The 20,184-nt window shown below is 62.5% G+C and carries 23 protein-coding genes; 14 read left to right on the forward strand and 9 right to left on the reverse strand.

The window, feature by feature from the left end:
- Positions 1–23: 23 nt before the first annotated feature.
- Complete coding sequence (locus LPJ38_RS29495; protein WP_145642484.1) at positions 24–311, reverse strand: c-type cytochrome; 288 nt, start codon at positions 309–311, stop codon at positions 24–26.
- Positions 312–493: 182 nt separating this feature from the next.
- On the opposite strand from LPJ38_RS29495, the gene LPJ38_RS29500 reads away from it, so the two are divergent.
- The 4 genes from LPJ38_RS29500 to LPJ38_RS29515 all read left to right on the forward strand — a co-directional run bounded on the left by LPJ38_RS29500 (position 494) and on the right by LPJ38_RS29515 (position 4,388).
- Positions 494–1,680, forward strand: a protein-coding gene (locus LPJ38_RS29500) for an IS3 family transposase (protein ID WP_095424349.1) whose coding sequence is annotated in 2 segments (ribosomal slippage) — positions 494–746 and positions 746–1,680 — 1,188 coding nt in all. Because the reading frame shifts where the segments join, the coding sequence is not laid out codon by codon here.
- Positions 1,681–2,521: 841 nt separating this feature from the next.
- Positions 2,522–3,085: a hemerythrin domain-containing protein gene (locus tag LPJ38_RS29505; RefSeq protein WP_145642660.1), complete on the forward strand. Its 564-nt coding sequence runs from the start codon at positions 2,522–2,524 to the stop codon at positions 3,083–3,085.
- Between the two features lie 149 nt (positions 3,086–3,234).
- Positions 3,235–3,546 (forward strand): c-type cytochrome, encoded by a 312-nt coding sequence (locus tag LPJ38_RS29510; protein WP_145642662.1) that lies wholly within the window; start codon positions 3,235–3,237, stop codon positions 3,544–3,546.
- A 560-nt stretch (positions 3,547–4,106) separates the two neighbouring features.
- Positions 4,107–4,388 carry a hypothetical protein gene (locus LPJ38_RS29515; protein ID WP_231088444.1) on the forward strand — a complete coding sequence of 94 codons (282 nt, stop codon included), beginning with the start codon at positions 4,107–4,109 and terminating at the stop codon, positions 4,386–4,388.
- Between the two features lie 230 nt (positions 4,389–4,618).
- On the opposite strand, the gene LPJ38_RS29520 is transcribed toward LPJ38_RS29515, so the two are convergent.
- From LPJ38_RS29520 to LPJ38_RS29540, 5 genes are read right to left on the reverse strand one after another with little or no spacing between them, the layout of a single operon-like run.
- On the reverse strand, positions 4,619–5,860 hold the full coding sequence (locus LPJ38_RS29520) for an efflux RND transporter periplasmic adaptor subunit (protein WP_145642664.1): 1,242 nt from the start codon (positions 5,858–5,860) through the stop codon (positions 4,619–4,621).
- A gap of 2 nt (positions 5,861–5,862) precedes the next feature.
- Entirely contained in the window at positions 5,863–8,226 is a 2,364-nt protein-coding gene (locus tag LPJ38_RS29525) for an ABC transporter permease (RefSeq protein ID WP_145642666.1), read from the reverse strand.
- Between the two features lie 4 nt (positions 8,227–8,230).
- Positions 8,231–8,938 (reverse strand): ABC transporter ATP-binding protein, encoded by a 708-nt coding sequence (locus tag LPJ38_RS29530; RefSeq protein ID WP_145642668.1) that lies wholly within the window; start codon positions 8,936–8,938, stop codon positions 8,231–8,233.
- 47 nt (positions 8,939–8,985) lie between these two features.
- Entirely contained in the window at positions 8,986–9,660 is a 675-nt protein-coding gene (locus LPJ38_RS29535; protein WP_167520795.1) for a methyltransferase family protein, read from the reverse strand.
- Complete coding sequence (locus LPJ38_RS29540) at positions 9,660–9,914, reverse strand: DUF2933 domain-containing protein (protein WP_167520796.1); 255 nt, start codon at positions 9,912–9,914, stop codon at positions 9,660–9,662. The genes LPJ38_RS29535 and LPJ38_RS29540 overlap by 1 nt, the downstream gene beginning before the upstream one ends.
- Before the next feature lie 116 nt (positions 9,915–10,030).
- On the opposite strand from LPJ38_RS29540, the gene LPJ38_RS38350 reads away from it, so the two are divergent.
- The gene (locus tag LPJ38_RS38350) at positions 10,031–10,180 is read left to right on the forward strand and encodes a hypothetical protein (protein WP_430640280.1); all 150 of its coding nucleotides are present in this window, start codon (positions 10,031–10,033) and stop codon (positions 10,178–10,180) included.
- 30 nt (positions 10,181–10,210) lie between these two features.
- Entirely contained in the window at positions 10,211–10,345 is a 135-nt protein-coding gene (locus LPJ38_RS38355; protein ID WP_430640281.1) for a hypothetical protein, read from the forward strand.
- 38 nt (positions 10,346–10,383) lie between these two features.
- Here the strand turns inward: LPJ38_RS38355 and LPJ38_RS29550 are convergent, their stop codons facing one another.
- Positions 10,384–11,103 carry a Spy/CpxP family protein refolding chaperone gene (locus LPJ38_RS29550; protein ID WP_145642674.1) on the reverse strand — a complete coding sequence of 240 codons (720 nt, stop codon included), beginning with the start codon at positions 11,101–11,103 and terminating at the stop codon, positions 10,384–10,386.
- A gap of 293 nt (positions 11,104–11,396) precedes the next feature.
- Positions 11,397–12,233 (reverse strand): universal stress protein, encoded by an 837-nt coding sequence (locus LPJ38_RS29555; RefSeq protein ID WP_145642676.1) that lies wholly within the window; start codon positions 12,231–12,233, stop codon positions 11,397–11,399.
- 141 nt (positions 12,234–12,374) lie between these two features.
- Here LPJ38_RS29555 and LPJ38_RS29560 point away from each other — a divergent pair, with 141 nt between their 5' ends.
- The 6 genes from LPJ38_RS29560 to LPJ38_RS29585 all read left to right on the forward strand — a co-directional run bounded on the left by LPJ38_RS29560 (position 12,375) and on the right by LPJ38_RS29585 (position 17,316).
- Positions 12,375–13,037 (forward strand): APC family permease, encoded by a 663-nt coding sequence (locus LPJ38_RS29560; RefSeq protein WP_167520797.1) that lies wholly within the window; start codon positions 12,375–12,377, stop codon positions 13,035–13,037.
- A complete protein-coding gene (locus LPJ38_RS29565) occupies positions 12,962–13,855 on the forward strand; it encodes an APC family permease (protein ID WP_231088445.1) in 894 nt (297 codons plus the stop codon). The genes LPJ38_RS29560 and LPJ38_RS29565 overlap by 76 nt, the downstream gene beginning before the upstream one ends.
- Before the next feature lie 688 nt (positions 13,856–14,543).
- Entirely contained in the window at positions 14,544–15,122 is a 579-nt protein-coding gene (locus LPJ38_RS29570; protein ID WP_145642678.1) for a hypothetical protein, read from the forward strand.
- Complete coding sequence (locus LPJ38_RS29575; protein ID WP_145642680.1) at positions 15,123–15,998, forward strand: hypothetical protein; 876 nt, start codon at positions 15,123–15,125, stop codon at positions 15,996–15,998.
- Entirely contained in the window at positions 15,982–16,257 is a 276-nt protein-coding gene (locus LPJ38_RS29580) for a hypothetical protein (RefSeq protein WP_145642682.1), read from the forward strand. The genes LPJ38_RS29575 and LPJ38_RS29580 overlap by 17 nt, the downstream gene beginning before the upstream one ends.
- Positions 16,258–16,269: 12 nt before the next feature.
- The gene (locus LPJ38_RS29585) at positions 16,270–17,316 is read left to right on the forward strand and encodes a hypothetical protein (protein ID WP_145642684.1); all 1,047 of its coding nucleotides are present in this window, start codon (positions 16,270–16,272) and stop codon (positions 17,314–17,316) included.
- On the opposite strand, the gene LPJ38_RS29590 is transcribed toward LPJ38_RS29585, so the two are convergent.
- Positions 17,306–17,563, reverse strand: coding sequence for a helix-turn-helix transcriptional regulator (locus LPJ38_RS29590; protein ID WP_145642686.1), 258 nt, complete (start codon positions 17,561–17,563; stop codon positions 17,306–17,308). The genes LPJ38_RS29585 and LPJ38_RS29590 overlap by 11 nt on opposite strands.
- 124 nt (positions 17,564–17,687) lie before the next feature.
- Here LPJ38_RS29590 and LPJ38_RS29595 point away from each other — a divergent pair, with 124 nt between their 5' ends.
- Positions 17,688–18,644: a hypothetical protein gene (locus LPJ38_RS29595; protein ID WP_145642688.1), complete on the forward strand. Its 957-nt coding sequence runs from the start codon at positions 17,688–17,690 to the stop codon at positions 18,642–18,644.
- Positions 18,641–19,702 (forward strand): hypothetical protein, encoded by a 1,062-nt coding sequence (locus LPJ38_RS29600; protein WP_158644821.1) that lies wholly within the window; start codon positions 18,641–18,643, stop codon positions 19,700–19,702. The genes LPJ38_RS29595 and LPJ38_RS29600 overlap by 4 nt, the downstream gene beginning before the upstream one ends.
- Positions 19,703–20,184 lie beyond the last annotated feature (482 nt).

A 20,184-nucleotide genomic window follows, 5' to 3' on the forward strand; every position in this document is an offset into this window, starting at 1 on the left:
AACCATGACCGTAAGCTGAGGTCTTAGCGAGCCCGGTCGGCTTGCAAGGTCTCGAAGAACGCCACGATCGCGTCAATCTGGTATTCGACGAGCTTTGGCTTGAGCATTGCCTGGTTCGGGCCCACCCAACGGTGGTTTGACGTCAATAGTTGTCGGAGATCGCTGGCTGAAAAAGATGGTCGGCTGGCAATTTCGCTGAAGCTTGGCGCGGGGGAACGAAAGGCCGGCGTCTCCCTTGAAGAATCCGAGATGACGTGACAGAGGCCGCAGGTCCTGTGAGCGAGCGCGCGCCCCTGCGCGACTTGATCCATGAACAGCTGATCGCTGAACGGCGAGTTGGCCGGCACTTGGATGGCGATCGAACCGAATCCGCTGGCGCGGTGGCAGGCGTTGCATCCGTTCGTGAGATCCGAGTAAGCCTTGGCGAAAGTGACCTGCCACTGCGTATTTCCTCCAGAAGGAGTTAGAGTCCGGCCCGAAGAAGGACGGACAGATGAAGCGAGCAAGGTTCACGGAAGAGCAGATTATCGCGGTATTGAAGGAGCATGAGGCTGGGGCGAAGACAGCCGACCTGGCTCGCAAGCACGGTGTTTCCGAGGCGACGATCTACAATTGGAAGGCCAAATTCGGCGGCATGGACGTTTCCGAGGCGAAGCGGCTGAGGGCCCTGGAGGAGGAGAACGGGAAGCTGAAGAAGCTTCTGGCCGAGCAGATGCTCGATGCGGCCGCACTTCGCGAGCTCCTTTCAAAAAAATGGTAGGGCCCGCCGCCAAGCGCGCTGCGATCGCGCATCTGCAGGCCGTCATGAGCCTGTCGGAACGGCGGGCCTGCTCGATTGTGGGGGCGGATCGGAAGATGATCCGCTATCGCTCCAGCCGCCCGCCGGAGGCAGTTCTGCGTGGCCGATTGCGCGATCTCGCCAACGAGCGGCGGCGTTTCGGCTATCGCCGGTTGTTCGTCTTGCTGCGGCGGGAGGGCGAGCCATCGGGGATCAACCGGATCTACCGGCTTTACCGCGAGGAAGGGCTCACCGTCCGCAAGCGGCGGGCTCGCCGCAAGGCGGTGGGGACCCGGGCCCCGATCCTGGTCGAGGCGAGGCCGAACGCGCGCTGGTCGCTGGATTTCGTCCACGACCAGTTCGCCAATGGCCGACGCTTCCGCATCCTCAACATCGTCGACGACGTCACCAAGGAATGCCTGGGCGCCATTCCGGAGACGTCGATCTCGGGGCGGCGCGTGGCCCGCGAACTGACGGCAATCGTCCAGCGACGCGGCAAGCCAGGAATGATCGTGTCCGACCATGGCACCGAATTCACCTGCAACGCCATGCTCGCTTGGTGCAAGGACGCAGCCATCGATTGGCACTTCATTGCGCCGGGAAAGCCGATGCAGAACGGCTTCGTCGAGAGCTTCAATGGCCGGATGCGCGATGAGCTACTCAACGAGACCCTGTTCTTCGATCTCGATGACGCCCGCACCAAGATCGCCAACTGGGTCGCCGACTACAATCTCCAGCGTCCCCACTCGTCGCTGAAATACCTGCCCCCCGCGGCCTACGCCGCCCACCTCACCGCAACGGACGATCGGCTGCGCAACCCCGACCAGCTCCGCCGATCGTCCGTTGCTCCATCCGCGCCACTTGGCGTACAAAACCTCAAGACTCTAACTGCCGCTGGATGAAAAAGCAGTGGCAGGTCAAAAGCTGCACCATCTTTCTGTTGGATCGCGCGATCCAGAGCTTGCAGCTCTTCGGTACCTTGAGACGATCGCAAGCTTTCGGAGGGAGACGGCATTACCTTTCGCAAGTTTGTCTGGATCAGTCGAAGCTCATAATTCGCCAAAACCCAGTTGCTGAACTTTCCGGCAAACCATAATTTGATGTGTTGGAATTGTAGCGCGATCATAAGCTCGGATAGTTGGGTTGACGTGCTGCCAGCAGGCAAGTTCACCTGTGCTCCCGCATTGAATGGCAGGAGCATCGCAGCAATCGCGGCGATCATCAGAGTCCGCAACTTCATGGCAGCGCTTGAAATGGATGAGGGACGATAACATCCTTGTGGATCGGCCCGGGCCTATTTGATCAGACAAGCAGGTTCGTAAAGAATGGTTCGGTAATGTCGGCAGCTGACGACTCCGTGCCGTCCGACTCGACGGCGGTGACAAAGTCGCTTTTACAATTCCAGCAGCGCCAGAGTTCTTGGGCTTCCTGAGCATTGATGCGTTCGTGCCACTCGAGGTGCACTAACCCGGAACCACAGCGAGGGCATTTTTCGTTATGCAGCGCTGAGACCGGTGCCATATGGCCCCCCTCGTGTCCGGTGCGCAACATGCGATGTTGGCAATATGGTGAAATGATCTAGATCAACGATTTGCTCGTTCTCCGGGAGCTGATGTAGAGGCGCAGTCCTCGACCACATGGGTCGATTCAGGAAGCACCCAATGACCAGATTTGATCTGTCGCAAAGCAGCTACAGACCAGAGGATCATTCTTTCAAATGGTTCACTCAATGGGGGTGTTGCCATGATCATTGAACGCCTGTCCCAAGAGCATCGTAATATTGAGACACTCCTCGCCATCCTCGAGCGGGAACTTGAGGTGTTCGACCGCGGAGACCGTCCCGACTACGAAGTCATTCGCGCCGTGCTCAGCTATTTCGAAGTCTACCCGGAAGTATATCACCATCCCCAGGAAGATCGCGTCTTCGCCAAGCTAAAAGCTCGTGATCCAGCCGCGGCTGCGAAGATCGGCGATCTAGCTCGCGAGCACCAGAAAGGGGCCGAACGCTTGCGCCGCGTCGCTCACGCGATTGACAGCGTGCTCGCGGATCGTGAGGTGCTCCGCCAAAATGTGGATACCATCGTTCGCGATTTCATCGAGCAGGAGCGCCGTCATATGATGATGGAAGATCGCGATTTCTTTCCCGCTGCGCTTAAGGCGCTCAAACCACAGGATTGGACCGAGATCGCCTCGGCGGTAACCGGTCTTAAGGATCCGTTGTTCAGCGATGTTGCCGAAGAGCGGTTCGATGCGCTACGCGCACATATTTTGCGACTGGAGCGGGAGGCTGAAGCCGAGCGGAAGTAACGGGAGGCGGAGCGAAAGGCGAGATTCCCGGTTATCAACGGGTCCCACACTGTTCTCTGCATGCAGATCGCGACAAGGTGGGTCCCGACTTTCCATCGTACTCGTCGTGCCGTCTACTATCCTCGAGCCAAAGCGCTTAGAGACCTACCATGTCAAAAGCACTCAAATGCTCCTACTTCGCATTTCTTTTGTTCGCGATTCTGGCGCAATCCGCGGTGGCCGATCCCCAACACGGCAAGGACATCGCAAAACGCTGGTGCTCAAACTGTCATGTCGTCGAGTCCGGCCAGACGAATGCCATCGACCATGCGCCACCATTCAGCCAAATCGCGCGAACGCCCGAGTTCGATCAGAACCAACTCGCGTTCCTGCTGCTCAAGCCGCACCCCAATATGCCAAGCCTGTCCCTCCAGCGATCAGAAATATCGGATTTGGCCGAATACATCCGCTCACTCAAGTAAGAAAAGCCGAAACGCATCGGCGTGCTCCAGGTATGCTGCGCGTTGAGTTGATCAGGGACCTCGCGACCGAGCTCCAAAAGAGGGAGCTATTTGCAAGGCGTTCCCTCTTTCGACTTGGCAGCACAGTTCGTGTTTCTGTCCGCCGGCTACGCAAGGACGATCTTGTTTGCGCGGCCCTGCCGTCCTCATCGTGGCTTGAGGCAGGTCAAGGCTAACCGCCGGCTCGAGCCTATACTTAAATTGCACCGAATGGCATTCGCGCGCGCCGGTGCCGTTACGGTTGCGGAGCCTCGGACTCCTTGGATCTTCGACCGCGACCATGGGTCGGCTCCTAGAGCAGCTCCGTCGGCCCGTTCGGTAGCACTACGGGCGGCCCTGCCGGTTGGACCGCCGAAGCCTGAACTGAACGGAAAGTGGAAATCGGCCTCGGCGCTTCTTCTGGAAGGAGGGGCTGACTGGCATCCGGGCGGTGCAAGCCGGGGCAACCGGCTGTCGCGGGCGAGGCCCATCTGCCGACTAACAAAAGGGCGCAATCGGGGGCACTCGAGCAGGAGAATCGTATGATGTCCGCCAACCTTCACACAGACGACCTCGCTGCAGTCGTGCACTATGCACTCGAGACCACCCGGGCGACGATGGTCTGCCCTTTCCATGAAGAGGTGGTCATCCGCGTGGGTGACGATGCCGCCGAGAGCCATGCCTTCGAACGCGCCAAGCGAATCGTTAGGAGCGATGGTGAGGCCTGGCCATCGGACGCTCTCAGGGAAGAGTTCGGCCGTCAGCTCGGCACCGCCAAGGACGGTCGGTGCCCGGAGTGCGATCGGCACGATCCGCTCGACTAGCCGTGCGCGGAGCAGGTGCCGCCGCGGAGCCACCGCTCGTTCAGGTCGCCAAAAGCGAGCGCAGCCAGACCAGTCTCAAGATCGCTCTCTCGGCGGATGGCTGCAGGATTGAACGCGCTCGGCATAGTGGTGCGAACAGCGACGGCCACTGGACCGGATGCGCGTGCACTATGGCGCCGAGGAACGCTATATCGCTGCATGCTACTGCAATTTGAAGATCTGCGGCACGTCTACTTATGGTAGCCTCGCTGCGCAATCCTGCTTCCGTCGGCAATTCGGTCGCTCGGATGTACGACGACCTGATCCCCCTCAGTCAATCCAGACATCACCTCGGCGAACCGATTGTTGCGGTGACCAATCTGAACTGGCTTGGCCCGCGCACGCCCGTTCTCGTCGGCAAAAACGGCCCACTGATCGCCTTTCCGGAACAAGGCGCTCACCGGCACGGTCAGGGCGTCCGGAGCGCTCCAGGTGGTCGCGTGGACGACGACCCGGTAGTCGTGGCCGAGCGCGCCCCACGCCTCGGGCGGGTCCGCGAAGTCGATGGTCACCCTGACCCGCTGTTCCTCGATGCCGAGTGCCGAGACCTTCAGGAAGCCCGCTGGGTCCACGCGGACTACCTTCCCTTTGATGGGCTGTCCGCCCCAGCCGTCGATCCGGACGAGTGCACCGACCTTGATCTGCACCGCGTCGGTCGAGAGTAGATCGGCCACGATCTCCAGATCGAGAGGATTGCCGATGTCGACGAGGGGCGCCCCAGGCGGGACGGTCGCCTCGCTGTCCTGGGCGATCTTCAGCACACGCCCGCTCGCCGGCGCGAGCACCCGGACGCAGCAGGTCGGCTCCGCCGATGGGTTCGTGCTGGCGGGATCGATGAGCCGGGCCGCCAAGCTGGTTCGCACCGCGCGACGCATCTCGACCTGAGCTTTGGCGCTCGCCAAATTGGCCTCGCTCGTCGCCACCTCGAACTTCGCCTTGTCGAAGGCCTGAGCCGAGGTCGACTGCGTCCGCAGGAGCGTCTGCGCCCGTTGGAATTCGGTCCGCGAGAAGTCCAGCGCGGCTTCGATCCGTTTCACCTCGGCCTCCTGCTGCTGGATGGCGGCATCCGCCGCAAGGACCTCCGCCTGAAGCTGATCGCGCGAACGCACGTCGATGAAGCCCGGCAGCGTCGGCTGCATCAGCGCGATGACGGTCTGGTTGGCGACGACTTCATCGCCGACGTGGAGCGAAGGTCCCTGCTCGCCGAGCGGATGCGAGATTCTCAGGACCTTTCCCGCGATGGGCGCCGAGACGGTGTAGACGTGGCGTACGTGGGTCTTGCCGTCGTCGTCCGCCGTGACTTCGATGGGCCCTTTCGCGACGGTCGCGAGGTCCACTAGAACAGGCCGGGGCCAGGCGAACCAGGCCAGCCCTCCCGCGAGCGCGGCCAAGGCCGCAGCGCCGATGATCCGTTTGGTCCAATTGGCCTTCATGGCTAGTCTCGCGTCTTGAGGACCGCGACGAGGTCCAGGTTGTCGATGCGCTGGCGGATGACCGCAGCGGAAGCGATGGCCGCCAGTACCACGACGGAGGTGGCGACCACGTAGGTCGAATGCTCGACGACGAGGCGGACGCGCATCAGTTCGCCGGCGAGGTTCGTCTTCATGACCCAAGCGAGCCCATAGCCCATCAGCCACCCGGGCGGCTGCGCGATCAGGGTCAGGATCGCGAGCTCGAGCAGCAGGATGCGCAGCACCTCGCCGCGCGTGAAGCCGAGCACGCGAAGGCTGGCCAATTCCCGCGCCCGTTCGGACAGCGAGATGCGCGCGTTGTTGTAGACGACGCCGAACGCGATCACGGCGGCAAGCCCGGTGTAGATGCTCGCCATCGTCGTGACGAGGAGCGCGACGGTCTTGCGGAAATTCGCCAGAGAAACGCGCTGCAGCGCCACGCCTCCGACCGTCGGCATGGACTTCACCGCCGCGTAGAAGTCTTCCTTGCGGTTTTCGTCGAGACTAAGGTTCACGCTGGTCACGACGGGGGCCTCGCGCATCAGCTTGCCGAGCGCCTCGATATCCATCATCCCCCTGATGCCGAAATAGTCCTCGACGGTCGCCACGATCGGCATGCTGACCGTGCGACGGGCGCCCTCCAGCAGGTCGACCTCGACCGTGTCCCCGGCCCCCACCCCGAGGATGTGCCCGAGCATGGCGGAGATGGCGAGGCCTGTCCCGGGGAGCGCGACCGGCCGAAGGTCGGCATCGATGATGCGCCTCAGATCGGCATCAGTGGGGCGGCCGCTGATCGTGATCCTGCGTTCGACGTTGCCATGGCGGATCCGGACGGGCACCTCGCGGAACGGCTCGGCGGCGAGAACGCCCGGCAGCCGGTTCACCTGCTCCACGACATTCGCGATCCGCTTCTCGGAAAAGCCGATGGTCGCATCCTGCCGGTCGGCGAGGAAGTACGTCACGTCGATCAGTTGCTCCATGGTGTCCCGCGTGAACAGCGAGACAACCAGGATCGCGGTCGCAAGCGCCATTCCTAACGTTGTAAATGCTGCCCTGACCGGATGCCGGGCGATGTTGCGGATCATCATCAATGTGGGCTGCGAGACGATCTGATCTAGTTGGACGCTCGCCGGGAGCAGCCGCCGGTACACAGGAGGAGCCGGCGGCTGCATGGCGACGGCAGGCGGCAGCCTCACCACCTCGCGCAGCGCCCGGAACGCACCGATGGCCGCAGCCGCCGCGCTGAGTGCGCCGGCGGTGACGTAAAGGTCCGGCGCCTTCGCGAACACCAGGAACGGGAAGTGGAAGAAGTCGCCGAACAGGGCGGTGACGCGCAAACCCAGCCACGTGCCGGCGACGCCGCCCAGCACGATGCCGATCACGACGATGAAGGCGACGAACTTGAAGTAGTGCAGCACGATGGTCCTGTCAGCGTAGCCCAGCGCCTTCAGGAGCCCGATCTGCTCGCGCTCGAGCGCGACCAGCCGGGTCAGGGTGAGATTGACCAGGAAGGCGGCGACCAGAAGGAATATCGGCGGCAGCGTGCGGCTCATGTTGTTGAGCATGTCTAGCTCATGATCGAGCCAGGCGTGCGAGGTCTGGTCCTTCCGGCCATGGGCCGCCTGCCCGCCATAGGGGTCGAGCAGGGCGTCGAGGCGCGAGATCACCTCGCGCTCGGAGGCGCCCGGCTGCAGCTTGACCGACACCGCCGAGAAGGCACCGTCGAGATCGTAGACGCCGGCGAGCGCCTTCTCCGACATCCAGACGATCGCGTAGCGGCGATCATCCGGCATCAGGTCGCCCGGTCCGACCGTGTAGACGAACTCGGGTGACAGCGCGGTGCCGACGATGACGAGCTCGCGCTTTTTGCCGTTCAGGATGGCCGAGAACGGCGCCCCTTCCGAGAAGCCGTGAGCACGGGCGAACGGCTCGTTGACGACGACCTCCTCGGTCCGCCCCGGCTCCGGAAGCCGTCCGGAACGCACGTAGAGACGGTTGAGATGCGGCTCGCCGCTGTCGGGCAGCGAAACGAACTGGCCGCTGGCCGGCTCGGAGAAGCTGGGGATGTCGAGCAACGCCTGCTTGGCAATGCGCGTGTCGACGGCGGCGACGCCCGGAATCTCGCCTATCCTGTCGGCGAGCGCCTTGGGTGCCCGCTTCGCTTGGGCGAACACATCGCCGAAGCCGTAGCGTTCGTAGTACGCTATCCGTGTCTCTTCCAAGGAGCGATGCGATCCGACGGCGAGCACCAGCGTCGCAACCCCGCCGCCGACGACCAGCGCGACGGCGAGGACCTGCGCCCAGAGCCGCCTGACGTCCCGAAACAGCTTGATGTCGAGCGCGCTCATGACATCACCAGACGAGTTCGGCCGCTTCCCGGCGGACCTCGTTCGTCCGGACGCGGGCGATCCGGCCGTCGGCGAAGAACAGCACCCTGTCGGCGACATCCTGGATGCTGGCATTGTGCGTGATGATGACGGTGGTCGTGCCGAGCTGCCGGTTGACGCCAAGCAGCGCCTCGATGACGCGAATGCCGGTTTTCGAGTCGAGCGCGCCGGTCGGCTCGTCGCAGAGCAGCACCGCCGGGCGCTTCGCGATCGCGCGGGCGATGGCGACGCGCTGCTGCTCGCCGCCGGATAGCTGTGCGGGAAAGTGGTGCATTCGCTCTTCGAGTCCGACCAGCGCGAGCGCTTCGGGGGGCCGCATCGGGTTCTTGGCGACTTCGGTGACCAGCGCGACGTTTTCGTAGGCGGTAAGGCTCGGCACCAGATTGTAGAATTGGAAGACGAAGCCGACGTGGTCGCGGCGGTACTTCGTGAGCTCGCGGTCCCCGAGGTCCGTCAGGTCCAGGTCGCGGAAGAACAGCCTGCCGCTCGTCGGTCGGTCGAGACCGCCCATGATGTTGAGCAGCGTTGTCTTGCCGCTGCCGGACGGTCCGAGTAGCACGACCACTTCCTTCTCGGCGATTTCGAGATCGACTTCATTGAGAGCATGGACCGTCACCTCGCCGGAGACATAGGTCTTCGTTAGCTGCTTTGCCGTGAAGACGAGCTCGCTCATCGACGTCCTTTCGAGCCACGGCCGTTCGACGGCATCTCCAGCGAAAGTCAGCCGTGACGATAGCCGCCCGAAGAGCCCTGTCCGAACAGCCGGCTTGGATGGGGAATGAACGCAGGGACTTCGGCCGCATACCTCGCGTAGGCCTCGCCGAACTCGGTCAGGGCCTCGCGCTCCTCGTCACGCGCCAGCTTGACGTACATGATCGTCAGCACCGGAAACATCGCCAGCGTGAGGATCGTCGGCCACTGCAGCAGGAACCCGAACATCACCAGGATGAAGCCGACGTACTGCGGGTGCCGGACGTAGCTGTAGGGGCCTGTGGTCGCAAGGCTGCGGGTCTGCTGCGCATCGTACAGCACCCTCCACGCGGCGGAGATCAGGACGAAGCCTGCGCCGATGAAGATGAAGCTCAGGATGTGGAACGGTCCGGCGTGGGGATTGGTCTTCCAGCCGAACATCATCTCAAGCAGGTGGCCCGCGTCATGCGAGAACCAGTCGACGTTGGGATAGTGCGATTGCAGCCAGCCGGAAAGGAAGTAGATGGTGAGCGGGAAGCCGTACATTTCGACGAACAGCGCAACCAGAAAGGCGCTAAAAGCCCCGAACGAGCGCCAGTCGCGGGATGTCTGCGGCTTGAAGAAGCTGTAGGCGAAGAGGATGAACACCGCCGAATTGACGATGACGAGGCTCCACAGGCCGTAGGCAGGCGCCGTGTCGTGCATCACGCGCTCCTTGAATCGTTCGGCCGGCCCCCGCCGTGATGGTGCCCGTGTCCCCCGTGCATGAAGAAGTGCATCAGCGGACAGGCGATGAGCGGCAGCCAGACCAGGAGTCCGAGCACATGAGCCCTATGCTCGGTGAACAGAAGCGCGCCGGCGATGACCAGGAAACCTATCAGGACCAAGCCGCCTTTGGCTTTGGTAGACACGCCCTCCTGAGGGCGCTCTCGATATCCGGAATGGTCCTGCACCGACATCGGCACGCTCCTATGGCTGCTAGAAGCTTAGCGCTGCCGCTGCCATCATTGTTGAGGCAGATCAACCATGATGAGAGCCGTGATGGCCGTTATCATGCTCGGGCTTCATGTGGAGCATGTACAAGAAGTCGAGGACGAACGCGGCCATCGTGCTGGCGGCCGCCGTCGCGTTCGCCGGGTCGCTGTGCCTGGTGCGGAGCCAGGAGACGGTGGGTGACGTCTCCTACATGGAGGCCATGATTCCGCACCACTCGATGCCGTCATGACGAGCAAACGGGCCCACAAAGGATCCGAGGGTGCGCAAGCTCGCGGACGGAATCATCGAAGCCCAGGTCCGGGAGATCGGCGAGATGAAGCGACTGATCGCCGAACTCGAATCCAAGCCGACGCCAGATGGCGCCAAGGACCTACCTGCTCGGCCGGCGAAATGAGGAGCGGCGAAGCCACCCTTCGGCCTTCCCGACCTTGGCTACTTCGGCGACTTGCCGGTCGGCATCCCCATGCCCGTCGTAGCGCCGCCCCGCATCGCCGACATCATCGGCATCATGCCCATGTGCGGCGCGAGCAGTTCTTCCGCGGTCTTTTTCTGCTCCTCGGAAAACGTTCCGGCCAGGTTGGAGAGCGCCGACTTTATCGCACGGGTGCCATCGAGGCGCGCCGCGAGCCATTTTTCCTGGAGCGACAGCTTCTCGACGAGGTCCGGTGATCCGGTGCCCTGTTGCGGCATCATCATCGAACCGCGCATCCCTCCGAGCGTCTTGGCATTGGTCCGCAAAGCGTCGGCGAACGCGTTCCAGGCGGAGGTCTGCGCTTCGGTGATCTTGAGCTCGGTCCGGAGAAAAGCGATCCGGCCCTCGACGCGATCGATGGTCTCCATGCCGCCCATTCCGTCGCCGCCGAACTGCCGCATCATGCCCATCATCCGCATCATGTCCGACATCGGCATGTTGGCGCCCATCATGTCCATCATGTTGGCGCCCATCATGTCCATCATTCCGCCGCCCATCATTCCCGCACCCGGCATGCGCTGAGAGCCGGCCTTGTCGGGCTGAGCCGCCTTGGGCTCAGGCTGCTTCTGTTGCTCCTTCTGATCGGGATGGTGACCTTGGTGCTCGGCGTCCGATTGGGCCCAGGCAGAATACCCGATGGCCGAGACGAGTAGCGCGGCGGCGAGGGTCAATGCGCGCATGGCAAGCTCCTGACGGTTGTGGCCAGGCGAGTTTGACTGGTTCCGGGGGCGGTCGGTTGACGCACGTCAATTTCGCAGTTTCGTCGGTGCCGCGCATCCGTTGACTGAGCGGCCTTGTCCATCTCCGCGATGTGGCTGTCGACGGTCACGCCGCCACTGCTCTCGACGCGCCCCTCCGATCTCCGTTCGCCAAGACGGAGAGGAGCTTCGCCGGACGTCGGGCTGTCCAGGCCGCTGGGATGTTCAGGAAACTTACAGGCACCCTTCAGTAGCTTGGCCAATCACTGATCGGTTCAGTGCGACAACAGCACGGGGATTGGCGGCCTCGTGAGAATGCTGCGGGTCGCGCCTCCCAATATGAACTCTCGTAAACGGCTATGACCATACGCCCCCATGACGAGCAGATCCGCCCTGCGGGAAGCTATCTGAGACGCGAGGACGTCGCCGATGGCCCGTCCTGCGGCGTCGACCTCCTCGACGACCACATCGATGCCATGACGCGAGAGATTCTTCGCAAGTTCGGACGACGAGCGCCGGTTCGAAATCGCCTTCTCATTGGTCACCGTGAGAATAAACACCTCTCGCGCCTTCTCCATGATCGGGATCGCATCGGAGACGGCACGTGCCGCCGCGCGGCTGAAATCCCACGCAACGATCACTCTATTAAGTTCGGCCTCCTTTGAGGCGGTGGCCTCCGGCAGCACCAGCGTCGGTCTCCCCGAACCGAAGATGATCGCTTCAGCGTACCATTGGTCGTAGGATTCCGGCACCGGCACGATGGTGAGATCACGCAACCGAGCATAGTCTACCAGGAGGTCCGGGACCTCGGACGTCTGGCAACGCTCGAGAATGATCTCGTGCAGCAGCCCCGATTTCGTGGAGGCCGCTTCAAAAGTCGCCAGCAGGTCCTGCGCATTTTTCCTGCTCTTGTGAGCCTCGCTGGCCACGATTGATCCGACATTGCCGACCCCGGACAGGAAAGTCCCGGGTATCTGCACATGGACTTCACAAGAGATTGCCGCGATGTGCGCGGCAAATGGTGAGATCAGCGATACGGCGCGGTCGATGACTGAAACCGGCGTCGGTTCGGGATAGCTGGTCAAGGTGAGCAGAACGTCCTTGATGGCCATCGCGTGTCTCCGAAATTGCAATTTTGGCACGGTACCAGCGCCGCATCCGGCTCGATTGATCTAGGTCAGAACGTCTCCGGTCCGGGCTCGGCCGTCTAAATTCCGATCGCCGGCCCACACCACGACCTAGGCTCCGCCGAGTTGACCCAAATCAACCGGCCGTACCTCGGATTGGCTGATATAGGGTCCGGCGTCATTTCCCTCCTCGTAAAATGGCTAAAAGTGGAAGCCGTGCCGGAATATCCAATCGCACCTCCGGCACGCTTGCGGCGGCGTATCGGCCTGCCCCTGCTCGTTCTTTACGGCACGGGAGTGACCGTAGGAGCCGGGATCTACGTTCTGATCGGCGCGGTCGCTGGTCACGCGCAGATGTACTCGTCTTGGGCGTTCGCATTGGCGGCCGCGGTTATGGCTCTCACGGCGGCCTCATATGCCGAACTCGCCACCCGCTATCCCGTCAGTGCCGGAGAGGCTGCCTACGTCCGCGCCGCCTTCGACTCCCGAATCCTATCAACTGCCGTAGGCTCCCTTAGGATCGCCACCGGCATCATCTCGGCCGCCGCAGTGACTGTCGGTAGTGCGGGCTATGTGAGACAGCTGATCGAGATGCCCACACCATTGGTCGCAGTCGCGATCGTGATTGCATTGGGCACCGTGGCGGCGTGGGGCATTCTTGAATCCGTATTGCTCGCCGGATTGCTGACATTGACCGAGACGGGAGGGCTGGTGTGGATCATCGTTTCGGCGGTCCAGTCGGACGTTTCGTTCGGCCCTGCATTGCTCACGCCCCGCCCATCGACGTGAAAGTCCTTTCCGGAATTACCTTCGCAAGCCTGCTCGCATTTTTCGCTTTTGTCGGCTTCGAGGACCTCGCCAACGTGGTGGAAGAAGCGAAAGATCCGCAGCGGAATGTCCCGCGGGCCATGGCGCTGACGCTCCTGATCACCTCGGTATTGTACATCCTCATTGCAGCAATCTCGGTCAGCGTCGTGCAGCCGCAGGTCCTTGCAAACTCGTCCGCACCGTTAAGCTTGGTGTTCATTTCCGTGACGAGGATAAGTCCGATCACATTCAACGTCATCGCGATCTTATCGACGCTGAACACGATTCTCGCTCAGATAACTATGACGGCGCGTGTCGCCTACGGCATGGCGCAGCAGGGCGACCTGCCTCGAACAGTAGGAGACGTCCATTCGCGCACGGGAACGCCACTGGTTGCCACCGGATTGGTGACGCTCGCCGTCGGGGCCCTCGCACTCACGCTCCCTATTGAACCGCTGGCAGAAAGCACGGCGCTCGTCACGCTGCTGATCTTTGCGTTCGTCTACCCGACGTTCACGATCCCATTCTGCTCCTGGCTGTTGATGGGATTCTTCAAGGCGCTGCCGGTCGAGATCGAGGAAGCCGCAAATCGTCGACGGCTGCAGCCTTTTCGGCGCCTTCATCAAGATGGCGATCCCGCTGTCGGTGCCAGCAATTTTGACGGTGGTGATCTTTACGTTCACCCTGACCCTTCAGGAGTTTGTCTACGCGCTGACCTTCGTCTCGTCATCCGACCAAAAGCCGATCACGTTGGGCGTCTCGACCGACTTGATCCGCGGAGACGTGTTCTTCTGGGGTGAGATCATGGCGGGCGCCCTGATCGCCGCGGTGCCGGTGGCTATCGCTTACAATCTCTTTCTCGATCGCTTCATCGCAGGTATCACCGGGGGAGCCGTCAAGTAAGCTGAGTTCGTCGGAAGCGGCGAAGTCGGCCTCCTTGCTGCAAAAATTGTTGACGCGAAAACTCTTTAGCTTCCCATCGAGACAGAAAAGTAATCTCGGCTCATTTTTAGCGATTGCAATTTATCCCGAGGTATCGGAAAAAGTTCCTGCGGAGCTGTGGCGATGGCTTCCGCAAATTCGGTAGCGTTTCGCTTGTACCGCGTCGCGACGTTTTAATCGAATTTGTGGAAACTGAATGTCTCTCCGCCCTACAGAGCGAGCGCTCGACCCGGATCTAGGCGAGCCAATTGCTCGCCTCATCGATGATGCCGTCGGGCAGTTCGGCCCCACGCCCCTTGCTCGTTTGATGGCCGCTCATCTGCTGATGAAGCTGGCGCCCCCTGCCCCCCGAACGTACCGGCCCTTTCACCACCAAAGGCGCTCTCCGCCACTGAGCGAGACTGCACACTACTTTGTTTTTCCGAAATTTGTGCCAGACGTTGCTACGCGCAGATTTTGGGCAAATCAGCATCCCTCTCCCCGGCTTCTCTCGACCAGCTCCGCCCGGCGCCGTGCGCTCGGGGCGCGTCTTGTGGGGAGCCTGGCATGAACGTGGAGGAACTCAAGATCGCAATCGAAGCGATGCCCGCCGAGATTCAGGACGAGCTGAAGCGCATGCGTTCGTCCGGCCGCGGCCTGCTCGGCAAGGTCACGACCCAAATGATCGTCGACCGGCATCTGCCCCTGCTCGTCTGGTTCCGTAAAAAGCTTCATGCTGACCATACCGTACTGTCCATGCTGCTGCACTTGCATGGCATCTCCGGTCCCGACGGCGAGCCGCTGACCGTCGGCACGGTGTCGTCGGCGTTCAGCCGGGCGGTCAAGGCTGCCGAACTTAGCAAGTTCCAGGCCGGCACCGGGAACCCGGTCAAGGCCCAGAAACGAGCGGGCCCGAAGCGCTCCGCGGCGACGCCAGCCTCTGTCCCGCGCCCCGCGCAGCACCGGCCCGTCTTGAACGTCGAGGCGAACAGCTTCGCGTCCGCGCCGCCGCGTGTGCCCATCACTCTGGAGCCTCTCGCGCTGACGCCCATAAGCGAGGTGCCGGCTCGTCGCCGCGATGCTTCCGAGATCCGCCGCGCCGACCATGCGCGGCTGATGTTGATCGACCCCACCCAGGAGGACTAAATGCCCTACGACGAAATGCCCGTCCACGACGTCCCCAACGAAGCGGTCCCCATTGAGGCCCCGCTCGCTCGCTTCGCCCTGTTCTACCGCTACAACGAGTTCATTTCGACCGCGAGCCACGTGGGCAAGACGATGCTCGCGAACTTCCAGGCACTCTTGCTTCGTCAGCTCGGTCACAAGGTCGTGGTGGTTCGCATCGAGTCGAAGGCGGTCCGCTCCCCCCTCACCGATATCCATATCCCGTCAGAGGACTTCGCCGATGCCGCCCGCTTGCCGGGTGGTGAGGCCGCCGTGCTGCGGCCCTTGTACGAGGCGGTGGAAAGGGCAGCGCAGGACGAAGAGCGGCCCACTGTGATCGTCGACTGGGGCGGCGGACTCAGCGCGCATCGCGCCAAGATCTACGCCGCGACACGGTTCGACGACCGCCTCGCCGACGTCGGGATGCGCGGCCGTACGATGGTGTTGAGCACCAGCCTGTCGGACAGGATGCGCCAGGCAGGAGAGCTCATCGAGCAAACCCGAACGATCACGCCGGGCCTGGATGTGGCGCTGGTGCTCAATCGCCGCGCCGGAAACTTCCGCTTCATCGAGGGCTCCGACGAACGGCGCATCTACGACGACCTCCTGAAGGCTGCGCGGGGCTGTCCGGTCGTCCCGATCGCGCCGATCACCGGCGAAACCTGGAAAGTTTGCGAGGCCGCCGGGCTGTCAATGATCGACGTCATCGAGCTGCCGCTGCGCGAGCTCGCCAATCGGCTGGGCGGCGAGAACGCCTGGCTTGCCGCCGCCTTCCAGAGCCACCTTGCCGTCTGGTGGCGGGCCTCGGAGCGCGAAATGCTCCGCGTCCTGGGAGAGGCGAATGCGCCGGCGCGCTAGATTCCTGCAGCGCCTCGGTATCATCGAGGCTCAAAGTCCGGTGCGGCGGCGAGACGCCGAGCGCCGGATCCGCGCCTATTATCGTGCGTATCGCGCCCTCCCCCCCGGAGCGGGGGCCTATCTGAATACGCGTCGCGCCTACTACGATATGATTTTCTTCGGCGAGCTCGAGCACCGGCTTCGCCTTGCTTCCCTTCTGCTTCGCCTCGCCGATCTGCATCGCCGCGCCGCCCGCGCCTGGGCTCGGCTGCGCCGCTAGACGCTGATCGCCATGCCGAACACCTCGACGCCCATCACCCTGTCCGAGACCTCGAAGATCGGTTACGGGCGCCGCTACAATCAGTTCGTCCGAGCTGTCAAGCGTCGGATCGCGATCAGGACCGGACAGGACAAAGCCGAGGTTCAGATCACGCCAGCCGACCTCGTTGACTTCGTGATCGCGAAGAAAGGAAATTACGCGCCGAATTCCTGGCGTTTGGTCCGCGCCAGCCTGGTTTGGTCGCTCGAAGAGATGGCTCTGCAGGTCGACCCCGTCTCGGCGCAGATGATCATGGACCAAGTGGAGCGGCTGCGCCGCGAGCGGGCGGATCCTGATGACGACCGGGACGCGAAGACCTCGAGCACGAAGGCAAAAAAGCTCGCCGACGGCGACCTGGCGCTCATCGAGCAGACCGCGCTCGAGCAGCGCTCCAAATACAAGCAACACCTCGTACTGTATCTGAAGGTCGGCATACTCACCGGCCTGCGGCCTTGCGAGTGGCCCGGCGCCGCGCTTCGCCACTCGACACGCGACGGCTTCGCCTGGATGCTCGTCGTCGCCAACGCGAAGGCGACGAACCGGCGCGCACATGGGTCGCACCGCACCCTGTATTTCGCCGAGCTCGACCCGCAAACTGCCAACGAAATCCTGGCGTGGATACGCATCGCGCGCAGCGGTCGCTATCAGCGACTGTTGAACACGATCGGGCGGCTTCTCTGGAAAATCACGCGCGAGCTATGGCCGGATGGCCCCGAGTGGCCGACCCTCTATACGACCCGTCACCTCGCGGTCGCCGCGTGGAAGGCTCACTATCTGTACAAAGGACAGACCGATGCCGAGCGTCTCGAGGCACTCGCGACCATTGCAGCCATGATGGGGCACGGGAGCGACGCCACCGCAAGCCAGCACTACGCCAGGGCCAACGCCGGGCTAAAGGCCATCGTGCCGTCCGCCGACCCGGAGGAGGTCGCCCGCATCAGGCGCATCATCGACCTGAATTGGTTCGGCAAGCTCATCGCCGGCGACGACACTCCTCCCGCTCCGAAGGTCAGTCCTTGAGCGCGACCCCTTCCCCGTGGAATTTGCTCCGATAAAGGAACACGACACCGCGCTCCTGGAGCACGTCACGCATCTTCCGAAACGTCGCGATCTTCAACGGATTGACCGGAATCTCCGTATCCGCCTCCAGTCGCGACACCGTACGCCGATCGACACCAATCTCGCGCGCGAGATCGAGCTGCTCCATACCGACAAGCGCGCGGGCAGCCCGAATCATTCGCCCTGAGGGTATCTTGTCGCCGGCCACCGTGGGCTCCGAATCGAAAAGCGGTTAACCATACACCGGATTGCGACGCGGACGACAGTAGCGCCTTGCATAAATGTCCCATATGGGATATGTCTCATATGAGATATGCATGCGAGACTAGGAAGTGACGCAATCTGACCTCATCGCGGCCCCGACGAACGCCCCCGGGCGCGGCTTCACGGCCACGACCGTCTTTATCGATGGCAGCGCGAGCGGGATCCGGCTGGTCAAGTCATTCGCTTCCAGGTTGTCTGTTCTGGTCCTGTCATTCTCCGAGCTTGCACGCCTCAAAGAGCGCGTGAGGCCCTGGGACTACGTCGTGTATGTGATCGACGACCCCTCGCCGGCCAGCCAGCAGGAGACCTACATCGGTCATGGCGACGGCGAGCGAAGGTTCGGTGAACGCCTTGGCAAAGCTATCAGCGCGACCACTCTAATCTACGTCGTCATCGCCGAGGGCGCCACATTCGACAAGGTCACCGCGCCTTATGTAGAAGCCAGGTTGATCAGCATCTGCACCAGCCTCAACATTCCGCTCGCCAATTCGGATCTCCCTATGGGCCGGGGGCTTGGCATTTTAGACGATCTTGAGCAGTTGGTTGCCCACGCCGAAACGCTGCTGTTTTTGGCCGGCTTCACGCGGATCGAGATCGCACGCAGAAATCCACCTACGTTGCGCCTTCGCCTTTCCGTGACTACGGATCGCGACGAAATGGTTGCGATGACGCAAGAAGAGATGACGCTTGTTCCTCAGAAGGGCGTTCAATATCGACTGGACTGCCGGAATTTGGATTCTGTTGGCTACGGCTGGAACGATCGCTTCTACGTCATGCCGGGCTCCGACTACGCGCGACGTACGCGGAGCGATTTGTCGTACGACAACCGACGGCGCCGTGATCTGCTCGAGGCCGCGAAGTGGGTCGGTCCGGCCAGCCGGACTCCGGACAAGATGACGTTGAACGTCGGTTTCCACTGTCGTAGCGGCGCTTTCGCTGCCAAGTTGCTGTCTGGTGAGCATATCGACGAGAAGAGCTGGGTCCCGGTTGAGACGAAGGCGCCGACGTGCGGGGGGCCGGAATGAACTTGCGTACAATCGCCGCGTCGACCAGGCCCCTGCAGCAAGTATTCATCGACCGGGCTCGCGGCAGGACAGGATTTTCGCGGCTGCGACGGGCGACTCTGGACGAAGACGATGAAATCGCCTCCTATGACGGAGGCGATCAGGCTCCTCGCGCGAGGTCCTGCAGCCCCGAGCTTGCCACCGCCGCCGTCCTCCTCGGCCGCGCCTTCGAGACCTCGCGCGACGCGCTGGCCGGATTGCTGGATCCCGACGCCGTCATCGTCATCCAGGTGCCCCACCCGAGTTTGCTGCAGCCGGTGCGTCGATTCCTGCGACTTTTGCTTGCGAACGACACGCCCCTGATAGACGGCGACGACCTCGACGATCGCAGCCATGTGACCCGAGCGGGAGGATCCGCGGTCGTATTCACGGAGCCCACGAAATCGAAGACCTCCTCCAAGGAAGACGATGAAGCCCTCGCAATTGCGATGCGCTTGCGCTGCGCTACCATCGGAATAGGGACGCCGTTCGGCAAGTTGCCCAAGAGCTTGCTCCGGCTCGCCGAACATCGCGTCATTGTTCCGCCCATCGATGCCGCTGTCCTCGCCGAGGTGATAGAAGCCGTCACCGGCACGCGGCCCGTCGCCGTCGACGCCTCGATCGCCGCCCGTGCGACCATCAATCACCTCGCGATCGCCGTGAACGACGAGATCGGCGCCGAACGCTCGCTCGAACGTCTGCGACGCCTCGTCGAGCCCGAAATCTCAGCCGACGTGACTCCGCTTGCCGAACTTTCGGGCTTATCCTTCAGTTCGAAGGGCGACCGATGTGCCCAGACCCGGACGGTCTTTCGCCGCGCGCGCTCGAGGAGGTCAGCCAGGACGGTTGTGGACCCGTGCAGAGCACGGACATGGAGTCGGGCTTACCCGCGCAAATGCGCGGTAGGTCGGTTCACCCGCGTGATCGCGGAAAGCCTGAGCGAGCTCAGGGTTGAACGCCACCTCGCCGCAAATGCGTCCGGTGGCGCAGCTTCGATATATGGACCCGCCATCCCGTTTGTCCAGCTGGACGGAAAATAGCGTTAACGAGAATTAAGATCTCTGAGCATCTCCTCATGAGAGGACGACGCTGCTTCGGTCCCCGTCAGCCTACCTCCCGGCACGCACGAATCTTAGAGCGCCAAGACGTCCTCTGAAGCAAACACACACACAGAAGTCACTGATACGGCTGACGCATGGAAAGCATGGCAGGCCAAAAGCAGGACGGATCGAGCATCTCCGAGGGGGCGATGCGCAATCTGCATTGCGCAGCCGCGTACTGCCCGGCCCGGCAGCGTCCGGCCGTCCCCGGCAGTGCGCGGCAAGCCACTGCAGCTCGCGGCGAGGCCCAATTTTTCGGAGTAACGGGGGAGTCCGATCAAATTGCACGTAAGCTCAAGCAAACCGCGCGGCAGCATACCACGACGCTTGTCAGCCCGCTGGATCCGATGCTCTTGGCGATCTTCGGAATGCGGCCCTTTGCGTTCCTACGGTGGGTAAAAATGGAGTAGGCGCCGGGGTAT

Origin of the sequence: Bradyrhizobium daqingense (assembly GCF_021044685.1) — a bacterium.
In the GTDB taxonomy this organism is placed as follows: domain Bacteria; phylum Pseudomonadota; class Alphaproteobacteria; order Rhizobiales; family Xanthobacteraceae; genus Bradyrhizobium; species Bradyrhizobium daqingense.

Coding starts and splice junctions, on each gene's coding strand:
- LPJ38_RS29575 (WP_145642680.1), top strand. CDS start 15,123: ATGCCCTACGACGAAATGCCCGTCCACGACGTCCCCAACGAAGCGGTC.
- LPJ38_RS29505 (WP_145642660.1), top strand. CDS start 2,522: ATGATCATTGAACGCCTGTCCCAAGAGCATCGTAATATTGAGACACTC.
- LPJ38_RS29585 (WP_145642684.1), top strand. CDS start 16,270: ATGCCGAACACCTCGACGCCCATCACCCTGTCCGAGACCTCGAAGATC.
- LPJ38_RS29525 (WP_145642666.1), bottom strand. CDS start 8,226: ATGAGCGCGCTCGACATCAAGCTGTTTCGGGACGTCAGGCGGCTCTGG.
- LPJ38_RS29520 (WP_145642664.1), bottom strand. CDS start 5,860: ATGAAGGCCAATTGGACCAAACGGATCATCGGCGCTGCGGCCTTGGCC.
- LPJ38_RS29540 (WP_167520796.1), bottom strand. CDS start 9,914: ATGTCGGTGCAGGACCATTCCGGATATCGAGAGCGCCCTCAGGAGGGC.
- LPJ38_RS29570 (WP_145642678.1), top strand. CDS start 14,544: ATGAACGTGGAGGAACTCAAGATCGCAATCGAAGCGATGCCCGCCGAG.
- LPJ38_RS29580 (WP_145642682.1), top strand. CDS start 15,982: ATGCGCCGGCGCGCTAGATTCCTGCAGCGCCTCGGTATCATCGAGGCT.
- LPJ38_RS29515 (WP_231088444.1), top strand. CDS start 4,107: ATGATGTCCGCCAACCTTCACACAGACGACCTCGCTGCAGTCGTGCAC.
- LPJ38_RS29535 (WP_167520795.1), bottom strand. CDS start 9,660: ATGCACGACACGGCGCCTGCCTACGGCCTGTGGAGCCTCGTCATCGTC.
- LPJ38_RS29600 (WP_158644821.1), top strand. CDS start 18,641: ATGAACTTGCGTACAATCGCCGCGTCGACCAGGCCCCTGCAGCAAGTA.
- LPJ38_RS29555 (WP_145642676.1), bottom strand. CDS start 12,233: ATGGCCATCAAGGACGTTCTGCTCACCTTGACCAGCTATCCCGAACCG.
- LPJ38_RS29495 (WP_145642484.1), bottom strand. CDS start 311: ATGGATCAAGTCGCGCAGGGGCGCGCGCTCGCTCACAGGACCTGCGGC.
- LPJ38_RS29550 (WP_145642674.1), bottom strand. CDS start 11,103: ATGCGCGCATTGACCCTCGCCGCCGCGCTACTCGTCTCGGCCATCGGG.
- LPJ38_RS29510 (WP_145642662.1), top strand. CDS start 3,235: ATGTCAAAAGCACTCAAATGCTCCTACTTCGCATTTCTTTTGTTCGCG.
- LPJ38_RS29530 (WP_145642668.1), bottom strand. CDS start 8,938: ATGAGCGAGCTCGTCTTCACGGCAAAGCAGCTAACGAAGACCTATGTC.
- LPJ38_RS38350 (WP_430640280.1), top strand. CDS start 10,031: ATGTACAAGAAGTCGAGGACGAACGCGGCCATCGTGCTGGCGGCCGCC.